This is a genomic window from Acidobacterium sp. FHG110202_01 (assembly GCF_059115305.1).
This window is the reverse complement of record NZ_JBZYWJ010000002.1, coordinates 145,603-162,440: the sequence shown is the minus strand read 5'-3', so window position 1 is coordinate 162,440 and position 16,838 is coordinate 145,603. Positions and strand designations below refer to the sequence as shown.

Below are 16,838 nucleotides of genomic sequence, written 5' to 3'. Positions count from 1 at the left end.
CCAAAAGTTCTCTCTAAAAAAGAAATTTAAGCGCAAACTGCGCAATTCGCGGATCGGACGCACTCTTAATGCTTCCAAATCCCGCAGATGAGACACCCGTAACGGGAGCGAGCAGATTGGTGTGGTTGAGGACGTTGAAGTACTCTGCGCGGAACTGAAAGCGATACCGCTCGGTAATGTCAAAGTACTTCTGGAGACCAGTATCCCAGTCAGCGTATCCCGGACCTGGGAGGAAGCCCTTCTGCACATTACCGAAGGTTCCTTTAGCTGGCGTAGTGAAGGCTGCCGGGTTGATCCAGTTGACGCAGGAACCGGAACTGGCACTGCAAGCACCAGGACCGCGCGGGTTGTGGGTGCCCGATAGGAAAACGGCGCGATCCTTGAGTAGACCAGTGCCGGAGATGTCGGCCGAGGACGTCATCGTGAGCGGTTGACCACTGCTGAGCTGGACGATCCCGGTTGTGTTCCAGCCGTTGGTGATGAGCCCGATACCACGTGGAGCGGAGCGCCAGGATGGGAGCGTCCAGACATAGGAGAAGATCACGTTATGGCGACGGTCAAAGTCCGACAGTCCGTAGTCGAGCCTCTTATAGTTCGACATGTAGACCGGCAGCACATAGGACTGACCAGGTTGAGCAAAGGAGTTGTTGGTCAGATACGGCAGGCTGTCGAGCCCCTTCGAGAAGGTGTAGTTGAACAGAAACGAGATGCCGTGCGAGAGCTGCTGCTGGAGTGTCGCCTGCAGGGAGTGATAGCTGGAGTTGCCGCCCATGTTGGTCTCGACGATGTTTGAAAAGTTTTGGTAGAGGCGCCGGGTGTCAGCACTCGTGTTAGTGCCATTGTAAACAGCAGGGTTGAGCTCCACGCTGGTGAAGAGGTGACTGGAGGTAGACCCGACGTAGCCGATGCGCGAGACCAAGCCATGGGTAATTTGCTGCTCGACGGTCAAGTTCCAGCCATAGGTGACGGGAATCGGAAAGTCAGGGTTAAAGGTGAATACCGTGACCGGAAGAGGGAAAGTGGTGTTCGACGGAGGTGGGCTGGGAGCCGGAAAGGGATTGGTGACGCCGAGGTAGGGGTTACTGAACGGACCGTTAGGCTGAGTGAGCGTGAGAGCGATGCTGAACGGCGTGACGTCGGAGGCTGGCGTGTTCTGGATACCGGGCTGGCGAGTGTCGTAGAAGATGCCGCCACCGCCGCGCAGGATAGTCTTGCCATCTCCAAAGAAATCGAAATTGAAACCTATGCGCGGCATGACATTGGTGTAAACGGGATTGACGCCGTCCTTAGGCATGCCCTTGTCGCCGGAGAAGATCAGACCCGCAGGAGCATTGGGATAGATGGTGGATCGAACTCCAGAGTGGTAATTGTCGGGATTGAACTGCTCGAGGCGGCCGAAGACCTCGTTGTACGGATAGAACGGCTCGTAGCGAACACCGAGATTGAGGGTAAAGCGATGGTTGATCTTCCAGCTGTCCTGCGCGTAGTAACCAACGAAGGTAGCCCGGTTGCCGAAGTACTGGCCATTGCCCTGAGTGAAGGAACTTAAGTAGCCGAGGACGAAGCTGGCTGCAGCATAGTTGGTGTTGGTCGCATTGAAGGAGAAGAGCCCGGGCTGTTGATAGAGATTGTTGATGTCGTTCTTCGTCAGCTCGAGATGCACGCCCAAGGCAATGTTGTGGTTGCCGTGGACGTAGTGCAGGTCGTCGGCGAGAGTATAGTTGTTGCGCTCAAAGACAGCTGTAGGAGCGTCGCCCATCGAAAAGAAGCCGGAGACAGAGACCTGCTGGATGGCCTTTTCGTTAGGTTGCCAGATGTTGACACCATAGTCGGCAATGCTCTTGGCATTGCTCTCCGGCTGGCGCGCGGCGATATCCCGGGTGTAGTTGACGATGAGGTTGTTGAGCAGGTTGGGAGTGAAGGTGTGGCTCTCTGATAGTAGAGCGCTCTGATAGCGGATGTTGGCGGCGTCCTTATAGGTGAGGAGATTGGTCGGATCGAATGTGCCATTGATCTGGAAGTAGTTGTAGTAGTAGTGACCGAAGAGATGATCGTGCGGGGTGATATCGTGATCAACGCGCGAAACATACTCGTTGAAAAACTCAACTAGAGGAACGGCATAGAAGACCAGGCCGTTGGGTCCGCCCTGCGGGAGGTCTTTGGCGAAGTTCAGCGCTGCGGGATCCAGCCGGCTGACAGGGATCTGGTTGTTGGGAAATGGCGTATTAGTGAGCGGGTCGAGTATCTGGATAACCTTGCCTTGAGGATTGGCGGGGTTGGTAGCATTCAACAGCGCGGAGAAATCGCCGTTGAGATTGGCCGGTGTGGGAACGAAAGCGCTGGAGCCGCCAACCTGATCTTTCAGATTGGTTCGCTGGTAGCCGAAGAAGAAGAAGGTATGGTCACCCTTGATGAGGTAGGGGATTTTAATGGGGCCGCCGACGGTACCGCCGAACTGATGACGCTTGAGTGGATCGACGCTGGTGGCGAAGTAGTTGCGAGCGTTGAAGACGCCATTGCGAAGATACTCAAACGCATTGCCGTGATAGCCTTGGCCACCGGACTTGGTGACAATATTGACGACAGCTCCGGCACTCTGTCCGAACTCGGCGTTGTAATTGCTGGTCTGAACGCTGAATTCTTGCAGGGCGTCGGGGAAAGGGAATGGTCCGTTCGCCATGGTGTACTCGTCAGTGTTGTTGCCGCCGTCGAGAAGATAGTTGGTCTGGTCGGAGCGCGAGCCGTTGACGGAGATAGGAACGGCCGCGGGAAAGGTCTTGGTGTTTCCCTTGTCAGTGCCGTCGCTGGGCGCGGCGACTGCACCTGCGACCAATGTAGTGAGAGCGGCGGCGTTACGGCCGTTCAACGGAAGCTCATTGACTCGTTTCTGATCGATCACCTGTGAAAGCGTGCCTGTGGTGGTATCAACCTGCACGGCGTTTCCCTCGACATTGACAGTCTCTGTGATAGCGCCAAGTTGGAGCGTGATGTTAACGGTTGCGGCCTGATTAGCCTGCAGAGTAACGCCGGTCTGCACGTACTGCTGGAATCCAGGCGCGGTAGCGGAGATAGTGTATTGCTCCGGCACCATGGCAGGAAAGACATAGGCTCCGGTGTCATTTGTGTTGACAATGGTTTTACGGCCTGTCTTGGTCTGGGTGGCAGTTATGATGGCACCGGAGACACTGGCTCCAGCAGAGTCGCTAACCGTACCAGAGATGGAGCCAAAACTTTGGGCCCAAAGAGAAGTCACGGTGGTAGCGATGAGGGCGAGCAGGAGTACAAGAGTCCGCCAATTGCGCAGGCGGAGATGCACTCGAGGAAGGAAGAAGTTGGCTCGGGACGCAGAAATTACGGAACAGGAGGAGAGTCTTAGATGTTCGAAAAACATAGATTTTCTCCAGCGCATCGTGGCGCAGGCCGCTCGAGGCTTCGAAGCAAAGGCGGTGGAATGAAAGTGTCTCCTTAGATTCCGCAGCTAAATTCGAAGTCGAGAGTTGGGGCCTCACAGTATTCGCGTTACCTACGTTTTTTGCATACGCATGCAACGCAACCGGAAGTCTACGCATGCGTATGCAAGTTTGGCAAGATTTTTTTAGTTACTTATTTGGTGTCCAGATGCGTCGCTCGGGTGGTCCCGAAACACCCCATTTAGGCACACGCGCCGAGCCGCGCACGACGAGCTCGCCGGGAACGACCACCTCTGTGGGTTCGCTATTGCCGTCCAACTGCATGCGGATGGTTTCGACGACGTGCTCGGCCATGACGGCGATGGGCTGGCCGTAGGTGGTGAGGTCGAAGATGGGCCAGCCAGCGATCCCAGAGTCGTCGACGCCCACGACAGAAAGCTCGCGGCCGAGCTCCAGGCCGAACTCCACCTTGGCCACGTTGATGGCGGAGATCGCAGTGTAGTCGTTAACGCAGAAGATGGCATCAGGACGCTGTTTCATCGAGAGCAGCTCATGCATAACGATCCTGGTCTGCTCGAAGGAGTAGTTGCCATCGACACGGGCATGCAGCTTCAGGTTGTGTTTGCTGAGGTACTTTGTGAAGGCGGCTTCACGATCGCGGCTGGTCGAAGACTCGGATCCGGCGACGAAGGCGTAGCGGCGGTGTCCGCCGGCGTGGAGAAACTTGGCGATGGTTTCGGCGCCGACTCGGCTGGCCCCGACAACGCTAGAGACGCTGTGGCTGTCGGTTTTGCGATTGAGCAGTACGACGGGAAGGCCACTTCGCTTGCACTCGTCAGCAAAGCTGGAGGAGATGGCAGCGGCGACCATAACGAGGGCATCGACGCGCGAGGAAAGGACTTCGCTCAGCAGAGGATCGAAGGACTGTTGCGCCTGCGAGGTGAACAGCAGCAAACGATAGCCGATTCGGCCGAACGCCGCGGAAAGAGTCTCCAGCAGCGCTGGGTAGAAGGGGTTGTCGAGCGGAGGAATGACGACGCCGACTAACTGTGAGCGGCTGGTTGAAAGCATGCGAGCGATGGCGTTCGGACGATAGCCGAGTTCACGAGCTGCCTTCTCGACTTTAGAGAGGGTGCGTTTGGAGATACTGGTGCCCGGGCTGAACGCCCGGGAGACTGCAGACTGCGAGACTCCGGCTGCACGCGCGACGTCAAATGCGGTGACAGGTTTTCGTGCTGCAGGCGTCCGAGAGGGCTTAGGATTGTGTTTGCGACCAGTTCGAAAAGATTTCATGCGGCAATGTAGCGACGAGAGGCTCGACTCAATACAGAGATAATATTAGCCCGACTGAGAATACAAATGGCTGCCTTCAGTGCGAGAGCAATGCGAATTTTACGAGAGCAATCCTGATAGGGCGCAGTGCAGGAGCTTCTTGTATGTACCCAGATGCGATAGGGAGAATGCTCAACAATTCATCAGGATCTAATTCTTTAGACTGGTAATAACAGGGAGTACCAACTTTTTCGCGAATTCGACCAGTCGAGACGCGTCTTTGTCTACGCCATCCTTCAGGGCCAATTGTTTACCTCCGACAGAGGTTCCGGAATCAAATCCGTCTTTGTGCCAACGATTTCCAACCTGCTCCAATCGCCTGCGATTCCCAACCTGCTCCAATTCAGTTATCGCGTTTTCCAAATTACTTCTCATCTCTTTTATCCGTTCGGGAAGTTGGACTGTGGCAGTATCGACTGCCAACCGCACCTGTAACGCCCGCGCGCAGGAGGCGTAGGAAAGAACGGCTGTGGCCAGCCGGTACTCATCGACGCGGATCATTCGTACTGAAGTATTCAAGAGTACATCAGCTTCGGTTTCGGCAAGACGCATCGTTGCTTCCAGTCCGAGAAAGGGTATGGGGACGCCATATTCAACGACCGAGGTCCAAAGAATTAGGGCCATTGCGCGCAGACGGCGCTCAAAAAACCATGTTGTCCACCATACATTCCGTCGTCGTTCAAGAAGCATTGGCTCGGCAATATGGAGATAACGCATCACATCTGTAGCCCGTGATTTAACCTCTCGCAATGTTTCCGCAATTTGTAATTGAGGCTGCTGCATATCCGAAATAAGAAGCCTTGTCGCGTTCGTCGCTTCTTCCAATGATCCGCGCAATTGATTGTATGTCCAGTGCTCAAAGGCAAGGTCTTCTTGGCTCTCGTGAGTGTTCAGGCGGAGCTTGACATGAGATGCCTCCTGCAATCGTATTTCGGCACGATGGAGTTCTATTAGCGAAAGGTCTGCACGATTGCGTGCTGGATCTGGGATATTCAAACATGCCTGAGCATCTCCCATATGGCTCATTGCGTGCCGGGAATGGTGCTTATCTTCTCCGAGCAGTCCGGACAACAATGCACTGTGCATCAATAAGCGACTCCTGCACCAGATTGCGTCAAAGTCGTGTTTGCCTTCGTAAGAACCATTTGTTTGCAGTTGGTCCGCAAGTTTGAGCCCACGTCCAGCAAACCTCTTCGCCACGTCCAAATACTTCTGGATACGTAATTGATTGGTTTCATATTGCTGCCGCTCGTTGCTGTGAGGGTCTGCCGTCAATCCCCCCAGCATGGAATTTAGCCTGTCCAAAGTACTTGCTCTCAGGAGCAAGAGATACACGGACAATTCGAGACTATGGAGGATTTCCAGTTGCAGTTTATGAAGATCTTCCCGATTCAGTTCCCATTGCTGACTATCTATGCCTTCTTCGGCTTCTGTAACGTGCACATACTTTAGTTGAGACAGCTTGAAGCTTTGTAGAAGGAGGTCGCTGTTTTCTATTGTGTGCTCATACATTGCCTTACCTTTCATGGGCACTGAAAGTCCTCGAAATAAAGACCGCTCTGCTTCGTCATAAGAACGGGAAGCAATAGCCAGCATGGCGCACCATCGCCACCAGCGAACGAGGGCCTGTGGCCTGGGCGTAGTGCAGTCCCTGCCGCCGCTCCCTGGCATCGATGCCAGTTTCTCCACCATAACTTCCATACGGGACCGGCGATTCGCATAGCTGACGAAGGGCAGGATATTTTTCCACGCAAGGGGACGATCTTCAATCATCCGCTGCTGTACTTCGCGTTGCCGCTCATATGCTTCGCCGTCTTCGCCGATCTCTCTAAAAATTGCTCTCGCTACTTCCACAGCCATGCATTGCAGTTTGGCAATTCCTCTTTTGAGCTCTATTGCACTGGAACCCAGTCCCGGCCGATCAAGGACCTGAAGCAACGCTTCATCGGGGCTATGCCAGAAGTCTCGAATGCAATCAAGACGGCGGATGCTGTTACGCGGATGCCCATGTGTCTGGATAAGAAAACTATGATCTCTTAGCAACCGCCTGGCAGCAGTCACGTAGAAGCGAGCACGTGTAAGATTTCGCCTGTTCTCATTTTCGTTTGAGCAGTCAGTACTTTGACGAAGAACGCAAGCGGTCGCAAGGCAGTAATGGTCAATAGCCTCGAAAATGGCAGGAGCAACTCCCGTCGCGGCAAATACCTTCTGATACCAGACTGCTAACCGCTTATGGATGTGGCGCTCTTCATCTGCCGCGCCAGCACGCTCGCGTAAACGAGCACGAATCTCTTGCCTGATATCAGAGTGCAACCAGATGAATCCTCCATCAAGCCACCGCAGCAGACCACATTCTTGAAGCTTATTCAGCCAATTGTTTTTCTGCCTGTCGAAATCACTGATGAATTCCTTGATATTTACGCTTTCATCCCATGCAGTTGCCAGGAATCTCGGACGCTGCATTAACACTAGGGAGAAGAGAAAACGACGTCGACTTTCCCGTTCTCTGGTCGGCGCTTCTTCAATCCAATCCAACACACGCCGTACGACATCCTGCTTATCACGCTTCAGTGACGCAGCCTTGTTCGGCAAAGGAAGCTCTATACAGATGGCTTTTGAATGCAGTTCGTGAACAATATCTGAGTTCTCCATTCGACAAACCAGAACGATCGTAATGCGCCCGCTCTGCGAACATAACTCGTCCAAGAGGTCCAAAAACGGATGTCTGTAGCTCGATTTGTCAGACTTGTCGGCCCTAGGGCAATGTGTGCTCACCACGCTCCCAGCATGGGAGCTGCTAGTTTTATGCGCATTGAATTGGTGAAACTCGAGACAACCAAATTTGTCAGCTTCAGGACACTTCAGCTGATCCTGCTTTGGACAGGGAGTTTCATCCAGCCACCCGTTTGGATAAGGAGAATCAGACCTGTTTGCGCCCGGGCGCTCTCTGGCGTTAAGAAAAACGAGCCAAGGCTTAGTTCCAGAGTTGCCGATTCGGTCGATTTCATCTCCGCGCGGACGATGATCCTTGGTAGCATACAGCGGCGTCCAATCGACCTGGCCAAGCTTGAAATAAGAAGCTTCCTGAAAGGCTTCGAAGAGGTTATCTGCGCTTGAAACATCGTTCAGGTCGATCCAAATGCAGGAATACGTTGCTTCGCTCTCGCGAAAAATCTGCGCGCAAGCTGAAGTAACGCCAAACTCACCGGTGACAACGACGAGTTTGGATTTCATGCTCTCACTCTTTTTGAGAGCAGCCCTCAGGGAATCGAGCGGATCGGGATCCTTCGTCTGTGGATGCGGGGTAGGTTGTTGCTCGGGCAGGTCCAGTGGTAGAGGAGGAAGTGGAATACGGGTAACTGACGGGAATATCGCGCCGGTCGGCGGCAGAGTTTTCCGTATCGCCTGATATAGATGAAGCAGCAGTAGTCCGAGCTCTCCATGCTGAAGGATATGAAATCTTCGATGATGCCGGGCTGAAAGCTTAAGGCGTTTTTCGTAGAATTCCTTTACCTTGTCGACTCCAAACTGTGAGTAGCAAACCCAAAATACCTGCAGGCAATCAGAGTGTTTCCATGCGTGCTCGATGAAGTCTAGGCTGCGGCGCTCAGAAGCACCTACTCCCATGACGAGAAGATGGCATTTGTTCTGCAGCAAATCAATTTCTGCCATAGGATCATATGGATTCTTTTTTTCACCGGTAAGGTATTGGAGAAAGATGTCTTTGTCTTCTTCAGAGGGGGAGGCATCCAGGCTGTAGTCCGCGCGCAGAGAGTATAGGCTGCCATGCAGTTTGATTAGGGCGCGAACTCGCGAAACCGCAGAGAGATCAGGCAGATTAATACCCAGATGTACCTCGAATGGCTGAAGCGGGATGCTTTTGCTCTCAAATGCCTGTTCAACAAGATCGTCGAAGTTCGTGCTTAGAATAAGATCCATGCGCAAAGGCCCTGAGAGCGCGCCGAGCATCATGTGGTTGAGAGAGGGTTTCTTGTTTCTCATTACCTCGCGGAAGCAGGCATCGATGACCTCACGCTGAGGGAGACCTAGGAGAAGATGCGGTTCGGCTCCATACCTTCTGCGCGTAGGATCGAGGATGAGGCGAGATAGGAAATACAGCGAGGCGCGCCATTCAGCCATAGCACCGAAAGCTTCCTGGAACACCAGCGAGTTTCCTTTATTGCCTTTTTCGCGTTCAGTTTCAAATTTCTTATAGACAAGGTCCTGCCACTGACCGCGCTCAGGCCGTTTGCGATCGATGAATGGTGGCCACTGATCCGTTCTCGGGTTCCAAAGTTCTCGTGCGCCCTCGCTCTCGTCATCTTCTGCTCCAAGAGCAACACAGATGCAACGCCTGAGATAGTTCCGAAGTTGTTCGACAATAGGAATACCGGCAGAAACCGAAAAGCCAGCGCCAATAAAGGGGATAAAACCGTATCCTCTAGCCAGCTCCCTCCGGATTGCATCGATGAATCTTTCAGAAGCAGAATGCTGTACGACTCCCGAAGAATTGTAATGAATTAGCGAAGGAAGTTCAGGTGCCCATCGCACAGCCATTTCGGTTGATGCACCTTCACCATCCTGCATGTGTTATCTTCCTTTTCGCAATAAGCAAACACCAATACTGTGAAATTGACAAATGAAAATTTGCTATTGCAGCCTCTCTGTTTTTAAGACTGCAATGAACGGTCTATAACCATTCAATTGGCAATTTTCGATTTGCCGGCTACCAGAAACCCCAGCTTTCGGATCGGTCATACGAGTAGCACATTCGATCCGATCGCACTTAATTTGACAGAGCCCATGGAATGGAACCGCTGCTAAAAGCTTTTCGATCATCCTCGCATTCCACGCGCGTTCTTAACGCCTCTCCGATGGCTTCTCCTCTTATCTGTATCCCTGTCACTCCTGCCTAGGTGCAACAGGCGAGTTTTCACATTACGCCGCTACGGCCAGGGGAAGAACTGCGCGCGGAGGCGCTGAAAGCCAAGCGTCCGGCAGAAGAGGGGCACTTTCCGGCTTCCGGACTTGGTGGAACTTGTGAAGCTCGATAGTTTTCAGGGGCTTTCTGTAGCGATCGGTGCCTTGTAAATCCAACTGTTAGCGATTACCGAATTTTGACACGGTAGATTTCTGGTCTTATTGAAGCGGCTTCAGTGAGTGATATGGCGATAATGCACTCGTCAAGTCAAAATTTTCTGATTCATTTACGCAACATTATCTCTGGATGGGTACGGCATACGAAGATTATTGACTGGACTGACCGAGAAGGAGTTTCGTGCTCTCGCTCTGATAACGGCTCATGCGAAGTTCCTTGCCGTTCCGTAGGATAATCTTATGGTGGCCGTGAAACCACGGATGAATCTCTTTAACCTTTGAGACATTTATCAGCGTCGAGCGATGAATTCGTGTGAACTGCTTTGGGTTCAACATGGATTCGATGTTTGAGAGCGTATTGCGCAGCTCATAGACAATGTTTCCGACGTGCAGCCGCGCGCAGTTCTTGTCCGCTTCGATCCAGTCGATGTCTTTGGCTTCAAGCAGAAAAATGCGCCCATTGACGGGAACTGCAATACGCTCCTGATATTGCTGTTGCTTTTGAACCGCAGTGAGCGCCTGCAACAGTTGAACTGCATATCCGCCATCGACGGATTGGACAAGGCGCACTTTTGCGCGCGCTATGGATTTTTCCAGGCGCACCTTTCCAAACGGTTTCAGAATATAGTCCACAGCGTTTGCTTCAAACGCTTCAATGGCATAGTCCTTGTATGCCGTCACAAAGATTGTGACCGGCATCGTGGCTCCATCCACTGCTTCTATGACCTGAAGACCGGTCAGTCCCGGCATCTGCACATCGAGAAAGATCAGGTGAGGACGCTCTTGTTTGATGGCTTGAAGGGCGGATACTCCATCCCCACATTCACGTATTACCTCGATGTCCCTATCGGCACGCAGGACTCTCATGATGCTGGTGCGAACCAGAGGCTCATCGTCAATCACAATCGTCCTGATAGTCATAACGAAAGCAGCGCCTCTGTCTCCGGGGACTCCGACATGCTTATCTCGAAGGGCAAGCCAATCCTGCACACAACTCCCTGCGGCGACCGGGCCTGGATGGAAAGTGTTGCGGAGCCGTTGTATATCTGAATTAACCGCTGTTCGATGTTGGATAGCCCGATCCCCCACCCCGCACCGTCAGGTCCTACAGCATCGGGAAGGACGCTGTTGGAATTGCTAATCTCGATCTCCAATCCCGCCTGCTGGTGCCAGCTTCTGATCTCGATCACATCACCGCCTGGGTTCTTTGCCACGCCATGCACAATTGCGTTCTCCACGATTGGCTGAAGAATCAGAGCAGGAACGGAACAGTTCAGGGTGTCGGGAGCGATGCGGGAACGAATCGTTAAGCGATCCCTGAATCGCACCCTCTGAATGTTCAGGTAGTGATCGACCAAAGCCAGTTCGCGTCGCAAGGAGATCTGCTGCGAGGAATTCTGCTCCAGAAAGATCCGTAAGAGAGAACTCAAGTCGAGCAGCATCTGCTCGGCAGCATCGGGGTCCTCCCGAATCAGCGTTCCAATGGCATGAAGAGTATTGAACAGGAAATGCGGGTGCAACTGCATCTGCAGGACCTGCAGTTGCGTTTGCGCCAATTGCCTTTCCAGTTGTGTTTCCCGTAGCTGTCGATTGCCGCTCTCCCGATAAAAATGCACCGTCTGGGCTAAGGCGGTTATGGTCCAGTACGTGCCAATGTTGATCGCTAGATCTTTGCTGAGAAAGAACAGGATGTAGCCCGGGATCGTCTGCGTTTCTGCCTCAAAGAAATGCGCCATAACGGCCTGAACGCAAATAGCGAGGAATGCGCCCACGAGACTGGCCGCCAGATGCAAAGTGAGAGAGCGGAGGGGGCGGCGCGGATTGATGGGGTACTTCGCCGCAAGCCAAAGTACAGGCGGCGAGAGAATGAACCAGGTATACCACTGCTCCATCGACCAGCGAAGAAATGGCGCCAGATGAACAGTATTGACCTTAAGCAGGTCGTGGCTGTACCACTGCAACGCGAATAGGATGACTACTACCGTCCATAGAGCGAAAAGCTGCGCGGCGCGGATGGCTTGCCGTTTGATCGATGATGGCGGTTGCTGCACAGACTGCTCCTGACTCAAGCCTCTCTCAGAAAATACTAAGTCCGCTCAACACCACGGAAAAGCCCATTTACGTTGAGATTACGATTCGGCAACCTCTGGCTACGATCCGTCCCGATTGATTTTCCCGGACCGTGTTCCCTGCCTATGGTGAGGGGCATGAGAGATGTTCTGCTGGTCGATGGACAAATATGGCGGACGAACCGTCGCAAACGCGACGGATGGTTTGTGCGACTCGACCGCAACATCGCACTTCTTTTGTTATTGCTGATATTTCCCATCCTTGGGTTTACCCAGCAGCCATGTGCTGTAGGCATGCTCATTGACGGCATCATCACCGATCAGACTGGAGCCGCCATTCCCGGTGCGACAGTGAAGGCAGCAGGGACGGCGGTTACGGCCGACGCAACAGGACACTACGCACTCGCATGTGTTCCTGCAAACGGAGTCATCACAGCGCAGGCCAACGGATTTGCTGATGGTGCTGCTCGCATACCTGCTCAGTCAACAGGAAAGGTCCACATCAATATCCAGTTGGCTGTTGCAGCCGTTCAGACGGATGTTCATGTGAGCGGGGATTCAGACATCGACAGTAACGGCGACACGTTAAATCTGAATACGAAGGCTGTACAGGGGCTCGCCGATGACCCGGATGATTTTCTGCGCGAGATTCAAGTGTTGGCTGCAGAAGCCGGCGGCGATCCAACTCAGGCGATCATTATGGTGGACGGCTTCCAGAACCCGAGCGCCCTCCCGCCGAAGAATTCGATCGCATCGATTCGCATCAACCCCGATCTCTTCTCGGCCAGATATCGAAGACCTCCTTTTTCAGGAGGGGTCATCGAAATTACAACAAAGCCGGGAGCCGACACATTCCATGGTGCAGTTTTTTTCACCGACAGCGATGGCATCTTCAATGCCACCGATCCGTTTTCCGTTACCGCCACGCCTGCCGGCAGGCGGCGATACGGCTTTGAACTGAGTGGACCGATCCTTTCGCAGAAGAGCGGCTTTGCGCTGGCACTCGAAAAACGCGACATCGACGAATTCAATGTTGTAAATGCGGTCACGCTCGACGCAGATGGCGGCCTGGGACCGAATGGAAACGGCATCCCGGAACAGCAGACGGTTTCGGCTCCACAGCGGCTCTGGATTGCGTCGGCGCGTGGAGATTGGCAGGCGACTCCGAGCAACGTAGCCAGCCTCTCGTTCTCCGCGAATGTGAACAATGAAGGCAATCAAGGCGTTGGCGGCCTCACACTCGCCGATGCCGGGTATTCGAGCTTGGTCAGCGAATACGACCTGCGGTTTCACAACACGCAGACGATCAGCGCGAATATCCTGCACGAAACTCGCATCGGGTACAGTTGGAAACGAACAGAGCAACGCCCGGTGTCGAATACTCCTTCCCTGCAGGTTTCCGGGTACTTCCTGAGCGGAGGCGCAACCAGCCAGAATCTCAACAATCGGGAACGCGATCTCGAGGTTGACGACGATATGACCGTGGTGCATGGGAAGAACACGGTCGCCTTCGGCGTACAATCGCTAGGCATCTTCGTACATGACTACGATCCAGACACATTCAATGGCGCATACGTTTTTGGTGGCGGGAGCGCTCCTGTGCTCGATGTGAACAATAACCCAACTGGCGAGACAACGACCATCAGCGCCCTCGAACAATACCGGCGAGCCCTGCTTAATCTCTCCGGAGGGTCGCCGACGACCTATCAGGTCACCACGGGAACACTGCTGGTTCCGCTAACCATGTGGCAAGTCGGTCTATGGGCAGATGACATCTTTAAACTCAATGGGCACTTGTCTCTCGTTACCGGATTTCGCTATCAATTCCAGACCACGCCTGGAATCTTCGGCAACTACAATCCAAGATTGGGTCTTGCCTGGTCACCCGACAAAAAGCAAACGTGGGCGTTTCACGCACGCGCAGGATTCTTCAATGGCGCTTTCGACAAAAGCTACGCAACTGAAGTTCATCGGCTGAATGGGACCTTGCAGCGGCAGACCACCGTATATTCACCAAGTTATAGCGATCCCCTTACCCCGGTTCCGGGATCCGTTCAGGTAGGCACGACGAATCTGTTTCCGCCAAGGCCTGTTCAAGACATGACATTCAGAGTCTATGTCAATGCTGAGCACGATTTCGCGCATCACTGGCATGCCAGAGGCAACTTTTATTGAGCTTCGTACTGGAGTATTGTTCGCATGGTGAACATCAACGCTCCGCTGGTCCCCAGCAGTATCGGCGTCGCTCCCGACGCAACGACGGCCCTGCTTGCACCCCGTCCGATTACCCCTGACGAGAACTTGATTGAGTACCAGAATTCCGGTCATGGAGCAGGCAACGTGACTTCGTTCAGCCTCAATCAGCACAGCTATAAGTGGTTTGGCTTCTCGGCGAGCTATACGCACATGAACATCAAGACAGACACGCTGGCCAATTTGACTCCACAGTCCAGTTATTCGAACAAAGGAGACTCCTCGCGAATATATTGGGAAAGAAAAAACAGTTTCACTCTTTTCGGAAACCTCAGCCTTCCGTACAAAGTTGAGGCAACAGCTCAATTCGATGCCGGCGGTGGCCTTCCTTATAACATCACTACGGGCACCGATAACAACGGCGACGGGAATTTCACGGATCGCCCCTCGTATGCGTCCGCTCCCGGACCCGGTGTCTATAGCACCCGATTTGGCCTGCTGACCACGAATACAGTCAACGGAAATGTGCCTGCCAATCTTGGAACTATGCCGGGCGTGATTCATCTGGATATGAACCTGGGCCGCATTTTCGCGCTGAATCCGAAAGATAAGGAACATCCCCGAACACTGACGTTCAACGCACGCAGCGTCAACCTGCTGAACCACACAAATATCACTGCTGTGAACACGGTTGTGTCGTCATCGGCCCTTGGGCAACCTGTTGCTGCTCAGACGGCGCGGCGTGTTGAGCTAGGGGTGCGCTTTGCATTCTGAAGCAGGCCTGCAGTTTCCATGCAGCATCACGAGTGCGGAAACACGGGTCACAATCGCAATTTGACGAAGTTTTGAAAGGAGGTATCTGGAAGTGCTTGAATTGATTGGCTCCTCAGGTAGGACTCGAACCTACAACCCTTCGGTTAACAGCCGAATGCTCTGCCATTGAGCTACTGAGGAGTGTCTCGGCGGGTGGGCTTTGTTCGCCTTATTTTTTATATCACATATGGGTTCAGGTGCGCCAAGGGAAGTCCTGTGTCCTGCTTTCTGCAAGTGCAATCTTCAATTACGAAGATGACAGCATGACATCTGCCTGCGAAATCCCGCATAATCACGCTTGATTCTGAGCGACCGGTTCATCCCGCTGGGCTCCTCTCGAGATAAGCCGGTCTTAAATGAAGTCCTGCGAAAAATAGGGAATTCACGTATTGACTATCAGCTCTTCCTATTGAGCAGTAGCCCGTAACATCTGGCCTGGTTCTACTGACACCGCCTCTGTGGTCAGCAACTGGCCCGAGAACCTTGAAACGAGATGGGCAGATGCGGGTTTCCCTTCAATCTGCAAACTGCGAAATGATCCGGGGAATACCGGTTTCCACAGAAATGGCACAGCTCCATGGTTGGTGAACAGCGTATTACTATTGCCCTGATGACGAACACCAATGCTTCCGCCGAGGATCGACAGGCTGCGAAGCTCTACCCAGTCCGCGGATGAGTTGAGAGCAGGTTGGGTTATCACAATTTGCTTGAAAGAAGCTCGCGAGAGGTCGGCGACGGCATTGGACGGTTCAGTGCTGATCCCCATGAGTCCAGTCACGAGTGCGCCAATGACAGAGTAGGATACCTCCGGGTATTCGCGACGCGCCCGGCCTTCGCGGCTCAGATCCATAATTTCTTCATATCCCTCCCTGGATTTGCCGTATCGATACAGGATTTCTGCATAGTGTGACTTCGCCTCTACTGCATCCGCAGGCTCAGTGTGCATCGTTGTAAGGAGAGCTTCTAATGCGTTCTGCGTTTTTTCTCCTGGGTTTGCCGCATCGTGATAGAGCACATCGGCTCCTGCCCGTCCGGTAAATTGGTGCTGCTTGTTGAAAAATGCGTAGAAATAACCTTGCGCAGAGTTCCACCAGGTGGTGTTGATGAGTGTTTTGATCTGTCCGGCAGTTTGAAGTGCATCATGGGAGGTCTTCGTATTTCCACGGATCGCCTGAATCGCGGCATAGGCGCGAAAAGCGGCGTACTGTGTCGCGAGCAGATCGATGCCAATGAGATTGTCGCGACTGCTTTCTTCATATGTCGGATCGCCACGGAAGTAAGGTGGCTCCTCAATACTGCTGGTGCGCTGCATGATGCGGTCTGGACCGAGCGACCAGCGCGCAGTGTAATCGACGATGGTGCGGTCGTAGAAGTTCAGAAAGACAGGATCGTTGATGTACGACTTATCTCCGGTCCACAGAAACATTCGGTAGCAGGCATCAAGAATGTCGTAGTTTGCCGGAAGGTTGTACCAGAACTGCTTATCGCTCTTGTAGTCCACCGGCGCAGGACGGTTCAGGCGGTCGATCTCCCAATAGCTGCACCAGTCACGAGATTCCGAGATGTTTTCGGCAAAGCGGCGAAGCATGTTGTGGTTCCAGCGTGCCAGCCCGAGTGCCTGAGCTCCATTGGTCTGGTGTGCAGTGTCACGCATGCAAAATGCTTGGCGCCCTGGCAGTGCAGCTTCATACCATGGGCCTACAGGATCATGGTCGAAGACATATGCCAGCGTCTGCTGTTTTGCCCAGCGAAAAGCGCGGACAAGCTGTGCGTCCGAGGAGATGAGATCGAGCTGCGAATTGGGAGCCGCAGGCAGTGACAGCGATCGAATGGAAGCGCTTGCGGCGAATGGTGCAAGACCGAGGAGTTTGGTTATCTGACGGCGTGTAATTCGGGTCGCGGTTTTTATATCGTCACAATTCAT

The 16,838-nt window shown here is 53.4% G+C and carries 8 protein-coding genes and 1 tRNA gene; 2 read left to right on the top strand and 7 right to left on the bottom strand.

Going from position 1 to position 16,838, the window contains the following annotated elements:
* Positions 1 to 13: 13 nt before the first annotated feature.
* The 5 genes from AC5S16_RS04070 to AC5S16_RS04050 form a co-directional block, all read right to left on the bottom strand.
* Entirely contained in the window at positions 14 to 3,391 is a 3,378-nt protein-coding gene (locus AC5S16_RS04070) for a TonB-dependent receptor (RefSeq protein ID WP_493928749.1), read from the bottom strand.
* Positions 3,392 to 3,599: 208 nt separating this feature from the next.
* On the bottom strand, positions 3,600 to 4,703 hold the full coding sequence (locus AC5S16_RS04065) for a LacI family DNA-binding transcriptional regulator (protein ID WP_493928748.1): 1,104 nt from the start codon (positions 4,701 to 4,703) through the stop codon (positions 3,600 to 3,602).
* Between the two features lie 189 nt (positions 4,704 to 4,892).
* The gene (locus AC5S16_RS04060; RefSeq protein WP_493928747.1) at positions 4,893 to 9,329 is read right to left on the bottom strand and encodes an SIR2 family protein; all 4,437 of its coding nucleotides are present in this window, start codon (positions 9,327 to 9,329) and stop codon (positions 4,893 to 4,895) included.
* A 660-nt stretch (positions 9,330 to 9,989) separates the two neighbouring features.
* Positions 9,990 to 10,760 (bottom strand): LytR/AlgR family response regulator transcription factor, encoded by a 771-nt coding sequence (locus tag AC5S16_RS04055; RefSeq protein ID WP_493928746.1) that lies wholly within the window; start codon positions 10,758 to 10,760, stop codon positions 9,990 to 9,992.
* On the bottom strand, positions 10,757 to 11,890 hold the full coding sequence (locus AC5S16_RS04050; protein ID WP_493928745.1) for a sensor histidine kinase: 1,134 nt from the start codon (positions 11,888 to 11,890) through the stop codon (positions 10,757 to 10,759). Before AC5S16_RS04050 ends, AC5S16_RS04055 begins: the two co-directional genes overlap by 4 nt.
* A 156-nt stretch (positions 11,891 to 12,046) precedes the next feature.
* Between AC5S16_RS04050 and AC5S16_RS04045 the strand changes: the two genes are divergently transcribed.
* Both AC5S16_RS04045 and AC5S16_RS04040 read left to right on the top strand, forming a co-directional pair.
* On the top strand, positions 12,047 to 14,083 hold the full coding sequence (locus AC5S16_RS04045) for a TonB-dependent receptor (protein WP_493928744.1): 2,037 nt from the start codon (positions 12,047 to 12,049) through the stop codon (positions 14,081 to 14,083).
* 24 nt (positions 14,084 to 14,107) lie between these two features.
* Positions 14,108 to 14,875 carry an outer membrane beta-barrel protein gene (locus tag AC5S16_RS04040; protein WP_493928743.1) on the top strand — a complete coding sequence of 256 codons (768 nt, stop codon included), beginning with the start codon at positions 14,108 to 14,110 and terminating at the stop codon, positions 14,873 to 14,875.
* 105 nt (positions 14,876 to 14,980) lie between these two features.
* Here AC5S16_RS04040 and AC5S16_RS04035 read toward each other — a convergent pair.
* Positions 14,981 to 15,055 (bottom strand) — tRNA-Asn (locus tag AC5S16_RS04035).
* A 265-nt stretch (positions 15,056 to 15,320) separates the two neighbouring features.
* A complete protein-coding gene (locus AC5S16_RS04030) occupies positions 15,321 to 16,838 on the bottom strand; it encodes a hypothetical protein (RefSeq protein ID WP_493928742.1) in 1,518 nt (505 codons plus the stop codon).

Excerpts from the sequence above, each read along its gene's own strand:
- AC5S16_RS04040 (WP_493928743.1), top strand. The coding sequence starts at position 14,108 with ATGGTGAACATCAACGCTCCGCTGGTCCCCAGCAGTATCGGCGTCGCT.
- AC5S16_RS04055 (WP_493928746.1), bottom strand. The coding sequence starts at position 10,760 with ATGACTATCAGGACGATTGTGATTGACGATGAGCCTCTGGTTCGCACC.
- AC5S16_RS04045 (WP_493928744.1), top strand. The coding sequence starts at position 12,047 with ATGAGAGATGTTCTGCTGGTCGATGGACAAATATGGCGGACGAACCGT.
- AC5S16_RS04060 (WP_493928747.1), bottom strand. The coding sequence starts at position 9,329 with ATGCAGGATGGTGAAGGTGCATCAACCGAAATGGCTGTGCGATGGGCA.
- AC5S16_RS04030 (WP_493928742.1), bottom strand. The coding sequence starts at position 16,838 with ATGAATTGTGACGATATAAAAACCGCGACCCGAATTACACGCCGTCAG.
- AC5S16_RS04070 (WP_493928749.1), bottom strand. The coding sequence starts at position 3,391 with ATGTTTTTCGAACATCTAAGACTCTCCTCCTGTTCCGTAATTTCTGCG.
- AC5S16_RS04065 (WP_493928748.1), bottom strand. The coding sequence starts at position 4,703 with ATGAAATCTTTTCGAACTGGTCGCAAACACAATCCTAAGCCCTCTCGG.